This window comes from Pseudomonas sp. NBRC 111138 (assembly GCF_001320835.1).
GTDB lineage: Bacteria > Pseudomonadota > Gammaproteobacteria > Pseudomonadales > Pseudomonadaceae > Aquipseudomonas > Aquipseudomonas paracarnis.
In genome coordinates this window covers 1-7678 of the sequence record NZ_BCBO01000041.1, presented here as the reverse complement: position 1 = coordinate 7678, position 7678 = coordinate 1, and the positions used below count along the sequence as shown (strand labels likewise).

Here is a 7678-nt window from a genome sequence, read left to right as displayed (position 1 = left end):
GTTTGCCTCACGCATTTGCGCTGAATTCGGCGCCGAGGTGATCAAGGTCGAATCCCCGGACGGCGGCGACCCGCTGCGCAAATGGCGCAAGCTGTATGAAGGTACTTCGCTGTGGTGGTTCGTGCAGGCGCGCAACAAGCAGTCGCTGACGCTCAACCTCAAGCACCCTGAGGGGCTGGCGATCCTCAAGCAACTGTTGGCCGACGCCGACATCCTGATCGAAAACTTCCGCCCAGGCGTGCTGGAGAAACTCGGCCTGAGCTGGGAAACCCTGCACGCCCTCAACCCCAAGTTGGTGATGGTGCGCCTCTCGGGCTTCGGCCAGACGGGCCCGATGAAGGACCAGCCGGGGTTTGGCGCGGTGGGCGAGTCCATGGGCGGCTTGCGCTATATCACCGGCTTCGAGGACCGCCCGCCCGTGCGCACCGGTATCTCCATCGGCGACTCGATTGCCGCGTTGTGGGCAGTGATCGGCGCGCTGATGGCGCTGCGTCACCGCGAAGTCAACGGCGGCCTGGGCCAAGTGGTGGATGTGGCGCTGTATGAGGCCATCTTCGCCATGATGGAAAGCATGATCCCCGAGTTCGATGTGTTCGGGTTTATCCGTGAGCGCACCGGCAACATCATGCCTGGCATCACCCCGTCCTCGATCCACACCACCGCAGACGGCAAGCATGTGCAGATCGGCGCCAATGGCGATGCGATCTTCAAGCGCTTCATGCGCGTGATCGGCCGTGACGACCTGGCGAACGACCCTGCACTGGCCAGCAATGACGGGCGTGACGCTCGCCGCGACGAGCTGTACGGCGTGATTGATCGCTGGGTCAATTCGCTGTCGCTCGACCAGGTGATTGAACATCTGAATAAAGCCGAGGTACCCGCCAGCCGCATCTACAGCGCCGAAGACATGCTGGGCGACCCGCAATTCCTGGCCCGGGAAATGTTCCTCAAGGCGCAGTTGCCGGGCGGCAAGGATTTCAAGATGCCCGGCATCGTGCCCAAGCTCTCGGACACACCGGGCAGTTGCGAATGGGTCGGCCCGCAACTGGGTGAACACAACAGCCAGGTGCTCAATGCCCTGGGCTACGACGCGGCGGCTATCACTCGCCTGCGCGAGGATGGCGCGATCTGACAAATCCCAGGCAAAAAGAAACCCCGAGCAGTGGGGAGACAACTCGGGGTTAAACGTGGTCTACAAAAAGACCCGCACAGCAAGCGACAAACACCGGAGCACAATGCCTGCTCTTGCTGTTACAAACTCTGACTGACCACCTTGTAGGAAGGTTCCGAAGAAAAATAATGTTTCATGCCAGTGCGCCGCCACGGGTTTGGGAGGCGTTGCGCAAGGCAGCGATGACTGAAGGTTCCAGGCGCCCTTCGGCGATTTTCAGGTCGCGGAGCAGGCAATCCACCACATCCACCAGCGCGCGCTTGTCGCTCAATTGCGCACGATCGACTTCACGTTCAACCACGATGGCGCCACCGGGGTTCTTCACGGTTACCAGGCAGTCGTCGCGCATACCGGCAGAGGTCAGCGTAACCTGATAAGGGCTCAGTGCTTGGCTGAGCAATAGGTTGATACTTTCCATCTCGATCACCACTCAATCATTCGAAAAAGGTTCGAAAAACAAAAATGTCACGAAGAGGCTGACATTCAAGTGACCCGTGCTCAAAGCAGAAAGTTCTACCTTTTGTGTAATCCACTGCTTGAGGAAAACGAGCATGCACGGAAAAGATGACAGAGAAAAAACAACGGCGCACAGGCTAGAATCCCTGGATTGTCCCGGGAGCCTGCCTTGAGAGCTGCGTCTGAACCGCCCTTGCGTATCGTGATTGCCGACGATCACCCGATTTTCCTGATTGGCCTGCGCGCCGTGCTCGAACGTGACCCGCATATCAGCATCGTCGGCGAGGCCAATTCCCCCCAGGCCCTCAGTGCGTTGTTGCAACACTGTGCCTGCGATGTGGTGGTGACCGACTTCATGATGCCCGTCGAGCCCCAAGCCGACGGGCTGCGCTTGATCGAGCAACTGCGCCGGCACTATCCGCACCTGCCCATTGTGGTGGTGACCATGCTCAACAATGCCGGGTTGTTTCATTCCATCCTGGCATTGGGTGTGATGGGCCTGCTGAGCAAGGCCAGCCTGGCCGATGAGCTGCCCCAGGCGATCCGCCAGGTGCGCCAGCAACGCACCTATGTGGCCCAGACCATCCGCCAGGCGCTGAGCCTGGCCGGGGAAGTCGGCGCTGATCGCCTGCACTCCCAGGAGCACCTGTCACCCCGGGAACTGGAGGTGATTCGCCTGTTGGCCAGTGGCATGACGGTGGGCGAGATCGCCGCGCACCTGCATCGCAGCAAGCAGACCGTCAGCGCGCAAAAAGTCAGCGCCATGCGCAAGCTGGGGCTGGCCAACGATGCCGCCCTGTTTATTTACGTGCAGGAACACGGGCTGGCCTAGCCTGGAACGCGATCCATTGCTTGAGCGCCGCGGCGTCCATCGGCCGGGCGATAAAGCAGCCTTGCAGCCACGCCGCGCCCAGTTCGCCCACAGCGTGATAGTCGGCGGCGGTTTCCACGCCGGTGACCACCACGGCAACGTCCAGGCGCGCTGCCATGCTCATGGCGCCCGCCACCACAGCGGCCTTGCGGTCATCATTGGCCATCCCGCAGGCAAACGCCGGGGGAATTTTCAGCTCGGTAAAAGGCAGTTCCAGCAAATGCTGCAGGCTGGTGCCGCCCATGCCGAAGTCGCCGATGGACAACTGGCAACCCAACATGCGCAAGCGCAGCAAGCCGGTGACATGGGCGCTGTCGGTTTTCAAGGTCGAGGTTTCCACCAGCTCCAGCGTCAGGCTATGGGCGGGTACACCGTGCAACTGCAGCAGACCTTGCAGCACCTGGGGAAAGTGCTCGCGCTCCAGCATGCGCCCGGGGATGTTCACGGCCACTGGCAGCACCTGGCCGCTTTCGCCCATCACCTGGTTCGCCAGGCCAAGCGCCTGCTCCAGCACGTGCCAGGTAAACGCCTCTTCCATGCCGGCAAACTCCAGTACCGGCAGGAACTCGTCAGGCAGCAACAGCTCACCGTCCGGCAACTGCCAACGCGCCAGCGCCTCCACCCCTTGCAACACACCGGCCTGACTGACGATGGGCTGGTACCAGACCCTGCCACAGGCTGCGATAGTCGCCTGGCTGACATCCGCCGAGGGCGGCAGTTGTTCCCGCTCGCTCAAGCCCAACAGTTGGCGCACGCGCTCCCAGGACAGCACCGGTGGCCCCGGGCGAAAATGAACCTGGCAATCGCTCAGTAGTTGCCCGATCAACTTGGCCGAAGCCGGCTTGGGCAAACACGCCAAGACTTTGAGTCCCAATTGGCAGGCCATGTTCGCCACACCTTCCAGCACGTCGGGCTCGGCGTTGCTGAGCAGGATCAATACTTGGGCCAGGCGGCGTTCCGCCAACTCGCGGATCAATTCCAGGCCATCGCCCTGCTCCAGGTACAAATCGCAGATGGCGATATCCACCGGGCCTTTGCTGTCCAGAGACTGGCGGGCGGTTTCAACCGTTTCCGCGGCCCGTACATTGAACACGCCGTTGGCATTGAGCATCTGGTGCAGAGCCATCAGTTGAAACGGGTTGTCTTCGAGGATCAGGACGTTCAGGGATCGCATGGGTAGGGATGTCGGTACAGGGAAAGTGCTGCACAGTAGCCACATGCTGTGGTGTACCCCATAGGACGTGTCCTAAAAGCTTGCTTAAATGTGGGAGGGGCAAGCCTTGTCGGTCAAGCGCAGATCTCCTGTGGGGCTTGCCTGCGAAGGCGGTGTGTCAGTCACTACATCTGTTACTGCACTACCGCTATCGCAGGCAAGCCAGCTCCCACATTTGATCGTCGTTGCCTTGAGCATTGCGTTCGCTTAGCTGATCGGCATTAAGGTGTCAGGCATCCAGATAGGGTTGCAGGTCGCGACGAAACGCCTTGAGCACCTCGGACAAGCGCAACCAGGGTTCTTCAAGCTCGGCGCCGCGCTGCTCTCGGGCGCATTGCTCAAGGGCGACACAGGCCTTGGCCAGTGGCAGTGCGTCCACCAGCGAGCAAATGCCCTTGAGCCGGTGCAGCGATGCATTCAAGCGTGCCACGTCGCGCTCGGCCAGGGCTCCCGCCAATACCTCGTGTTCGTGGTCCAGGCTCTTGGCCAGTTCCTGCAACATGCTTTGCAGCACCGGGCCATCGGCCTGGGTCATGGTGCGCAGGGCCTGGATATCGAACGAACGCTGGGGCGCCACGCGGGCCAGCACTTGGGTCCAGTGTTCCAGGGTCACCGGCTTGACCAGCAGCTCATCCATACCGGCGTCCTCGCAGCGGCGTTGTTCATCTTTCATGGCGTTCGCGGTGCAACCCACCAGCGCGCTACGAGGCCGTTGCTCCTCGGCTTCGAGGCGCCGTATCGCCGCACTCAAGGCATAACCGGACATGCCGGGCATCTGGCAATCGGTGACCAGCACGTCAAAACGCTGCTCACGCCAACGTTGCAACGCGGCCTCGGCCGACTCCAGAGCGACCACTTGATGACCGAGGAACTGCAACTGCTGCGCCAGCACCAGGCGGTTGGCCGCCAAATCATCCACCACCAGTACCGACAGGCTACGCCCCGTCGGTGACAACGTCGCGGTGGGCGTTGCCGGCACATCATCGGTGCTGACCCGGTCCAAGCGCAGGTCAATGCACACCACCGTCCCCTCGCCCACCACGCTGTCGAGGTGAATGCTCCCGCCCATCAATTCCACCAGTTGCTTGCAGATACTCAGGCCCAGACCGGTGCCGCCGTGTTGCGCAGCGGTCAGGGCGCTCACTTGGGTAAACGGCTTGAACACCCGCGGCTGTTGCTCGGCGCTGATGCCTGGGCCGCTGTCCTTGACGCACAGGTGCAGGTATTCGCTATCGGTCTCATCCCGTTGGCAGGTCACGCTGAGGTGAACCCCGCCCCGCTCGGTAAACTTGAGCGCATTGCCCAACAGGTTGTGCATCACCTGGCGTAACCGCAGCGGGTCGAACCAGTAATAACCCTGAGCAGCCGGATCAAACGCCAGGGTCAGATGCAGGCCTTTCTTTTGCGCCGTGGCTTCGAACAGGCTCTGGATACCCTCGAAAAAGCGCTTCAACTCAGTGGTCTGTGGCGCCAGTTGCAGGTGGCCGGCTTCGATCTTGGCCAAGTCCAGGCTGTCGCCCATCAGCGCAATCAGCTCGCGCGCCGAACGATGGGCCACCTGCAGCGCCTCGGAAACCGGCTGGCCGCTTGCCAGACAACGCTCTTGCTCCAGTTCGAGCAAGCCAATGATGGCAGTCATGGGGGTGCGAATCTCGTGGCTCAAGGCCGAGAGAAATGCACTTTTGGCGTAGTTCGCTTCGTCGGCGGCCTGGCGAGCGTCCATCAACTGGCGCTCCAGGTCTTTGCGTTCGTTGATATCGATCCAACCGCCCAACAATCCCTGCAGACGGCCCTGGGCATCAAAAAAAGGCACGGTCCACTGGTAGACGTGATAACTGCCGCCGTTGAGCTCCAATTGCCGGTCGACAAACAACGGCTGCTGCGTGGCCAATTGCTCCATGTGGCCTTCGTGCAGCCGCGCCGCTGTGGCGTCGGGCACGACCTTGCTCTCCATCAGCGTCAGGCCCTGGATCAGCTCCAGCCGGGTCGCCAATTGCTGTTCATAACTTTTATTGCAGGTCACCAGGCGCCCGTCCAGGTCGCGGACGAACAGCGGGTTGGGCATGCCGTCGAGCAGTGCGCGCTTGAACGCCAACTGGTCATTGAGCCGTTGCTCGGCCTCCAGCCGTTGGTGAATCTGGCGCTTGAGCCGGCTGTTCCACACCAGCGACACCAACACAAACAGCAGCGCCGTGGCCACCGTCCAATAGGCCCATGGCGGTACCCGTTGCCAGGCCGGCAGCGGAATCGCCACGGCACCGATCCAACGCAAGCGCAAGGCACTCAACTCAGCCACCGGCAGCGCCTCCAGGGCCTTGTTCAGAATGCTCAGCAGCTCAGGCTGGTCCTTGCGCACCGACAGGCAGTTGGACGACCACTTGCCATCGACACTGCGGCCGATACGCAGGCCATCTTCCGGGTAACTCTGCACTTCCACTTCAGTTTGAATGGTAGCGGCCGCCTCGCCCCGTCGTACCAGCTCACGGGCCTGGTTGTAATTGTCCACCAGGCGCAACGTGATGTTCGGATGCGCATGGCGAATATCATTTTCCAATACATGACGTGCCGGCAGCGCCAGCACCTTGCCGTCCAACTGCTTCAAGCCGGTGAGCGGCGCGGCATCGGCACGCTCGACAAACACCCAGCCGGACCCACCATACCCATGGCTGAAGTTGAGCACTGTGCTGCGCTCGCGGTTAACGGCCAGGGTCGTGTTCATCTGCGCCCTGCCTGTTTCCAGCCATTCCAGGGTTTGCGCGGTGGAGTGCACCTCTTCAAAGATAAATTGCAAACCGGTCATGCGCGTGATGCGATGCAACAAATCCACATTCAAGCCAACCCAGTGGCCATCCTTATCCTTGAATATGTACGGAGACATCTGCTGGGCCACCACCACGACATGGGGATGCTCGCGCACCCAGGCCTGTTGCGACGCCGACAACGCAATGCGCTCACCACTGATACCGACGCCGAGCCCGGTGGTCCAGCGCGCGAGGATTTCACGCTGCACCGACTCGTCGAGGCTTGCCAGCGCGCGATTCATCATGGCCCCCAACAACGGATCTGCCTGGCGGGTGGCGAAGGCAAAACCGATGGGCGCCAGCCGGCTCTGCTCCTTGATCTGCAACCCCAGGTAAGGCCGCAGCGATTTATAGGCGCGCACAATCACTTCGTTGCCGATAAACGCATCGACGTCACCTTGCTTCAAGGCTTCGAGGCCGCTGTAGAGGTTAGGGGCGAGCATGATGTGGCTGTCGGGATACGCCGCGTGAACCTTCTGCACGTTGGCGTAGCCGTCGAGCAACACCAGCTTCTTGCCGGCCAGATCGTCGCCTTGGGTATCGTCGCGACGCAGCACCACCACCGAGCGGTCGGGCATGTAGTCCGGGGTGAATTGCAGGCCGGGTACGTCACGCTCGTAACCATTGGCACTGGTGAGTATGTCGATGGTGCCGTTGCGCAGCGCTTCGACCGCCTGGGCGCGCTCGGAAAAGCCCAGCACTTGCATGGGCACACCCAGCCGTGCGCCAACCAGGCTCAAATAATCGGCGCTGATGCCCTGGTAGCGATTGCGGTCACGGGTGATATCGATCGGCTGGTAGTCATCTATCGAGATGCCCACTTTGAGTGTCCGATGCGCCGCCAACCACTGCTGCTCCGTCGGCGCCAGCGGCATAGGTTCAAGCGGGATAAACGCCGGCACCAGTTTGAACGGCAGGCTGACGGCGGCCAGGCTCATGGGCACCTGGATGAGCCACAACAGGCACACCAGCTTCAACGTCCATTGGATCAAAACCTGCACCGGTTGGGTTTCCTTGATTGGGCGACTGGGCAAGTATGGCTCGCCAGAATGAAAAAGCCCGTCACGAGGACGGGCTTGGCCGACTGCAAAAAAGCTGAATGCATACCTGTAGCAGCCTGATATCCGCCTCATGGTCAGCGGGTGAGTTAGCTGAATGTGGGAGCC

The 7678-nt window shown here is 61.3% G+C and carries 5 protein-coding genes; 2 read left to right on the top strand and 3 right to left on the bottom strand.

The window, feature by feature from the left end; translation table 11 throughout:
- Positions 1-1132, top strand: a 1132-nt coding sequence (locus APH41_RS08040) for a CaiB/BaiF CoA-transferase family protein (protein ID WP_054918327.1), incomplete at its 5' end; no start/stop codon positions are given.
- 172 nt (positions 1133-1304) lie between these two features.
- On the opposite strand, the gene APH41_RS08035 is transcribed toward APH41_RS08040, so the two are convergent.
- Positions 1305-1589, bottom strand: coding sequence for a DUF3509 domain-containing protein (locus APH41_RS08035; RefSeq protein WP_020301357.1), 285 nt, complete (start codon positions 1587-1589; stop codon positions 1305-1307).
- 207 nt (positions 1590-1796) lie between these two features.
- On the opposite strand from APH41_RS08035, the gene APH41_RS08030 reads away from it, so the two are divergent.
- On the top strand, positions 1797-2459 hold the full coding sequence (locus APH41_RS08030; RefSeq protein ID WP_034128635.1) for a response regulator transcription factor: 663 nt from the start codon (positions 1797-1799) through the stop codon (positions 2457-2459).
- On the opposite strand, the gene APH41_RS08025 is transcribed toward APH41_RS08030, so the two are convergent.
- Both APH41_RS08025 and APH41_RS08020 read right to left on the bottom strand, forming a co-directional pair.
- The gene (locus APH41_RS08025; protein WP_054918325.1) at positions 2428-3672 is read right to left on the bottom strand and encodes an EAL domain-containing protein; all 1245 of its coding nucleotides are present in this window, start codon (positions 3670-3672) and stop codon (positions 2428-2430) included. The genes APH41_RS08030 and APH41_RS08025 overlap by 32 nt on opposite strands.
- A 268-nt stretch (positions 3673-3940) precedes the next feature.
- The gene (locus APH41_RS08020) at positions 3941-7513 is read right to left on the bottom strand and encodes a transporter substrate-binding domain-containing protein (RefSeq protein WP_054918323.1); all 3573 of its coding nucleotides are present in this window, start codon (positions 7511-7513) and stop codon (positions 3941-3943) included.
- Between the last annotated feature and the right edge of the window lie 165 nt (positions 7514-7678).

Bases quoted from the DNA above. Each gene is read 5' to 3' on its own strand.
- APH41_RS08035 (WP_020301357.1), bottom strand. From the start codon at position 1,589: ATGGAAAGTATCAACCTATTGCTCAGCCAAGCACTGAGCCCTTATCAG.
- APH41_RS08025 (WP_054918325.1), bottom strand. From the start codon at position 3,672: ATGCGATCCCTGAACGTCCTGATCCTCGAAGACAACCCGTTTCAACTG.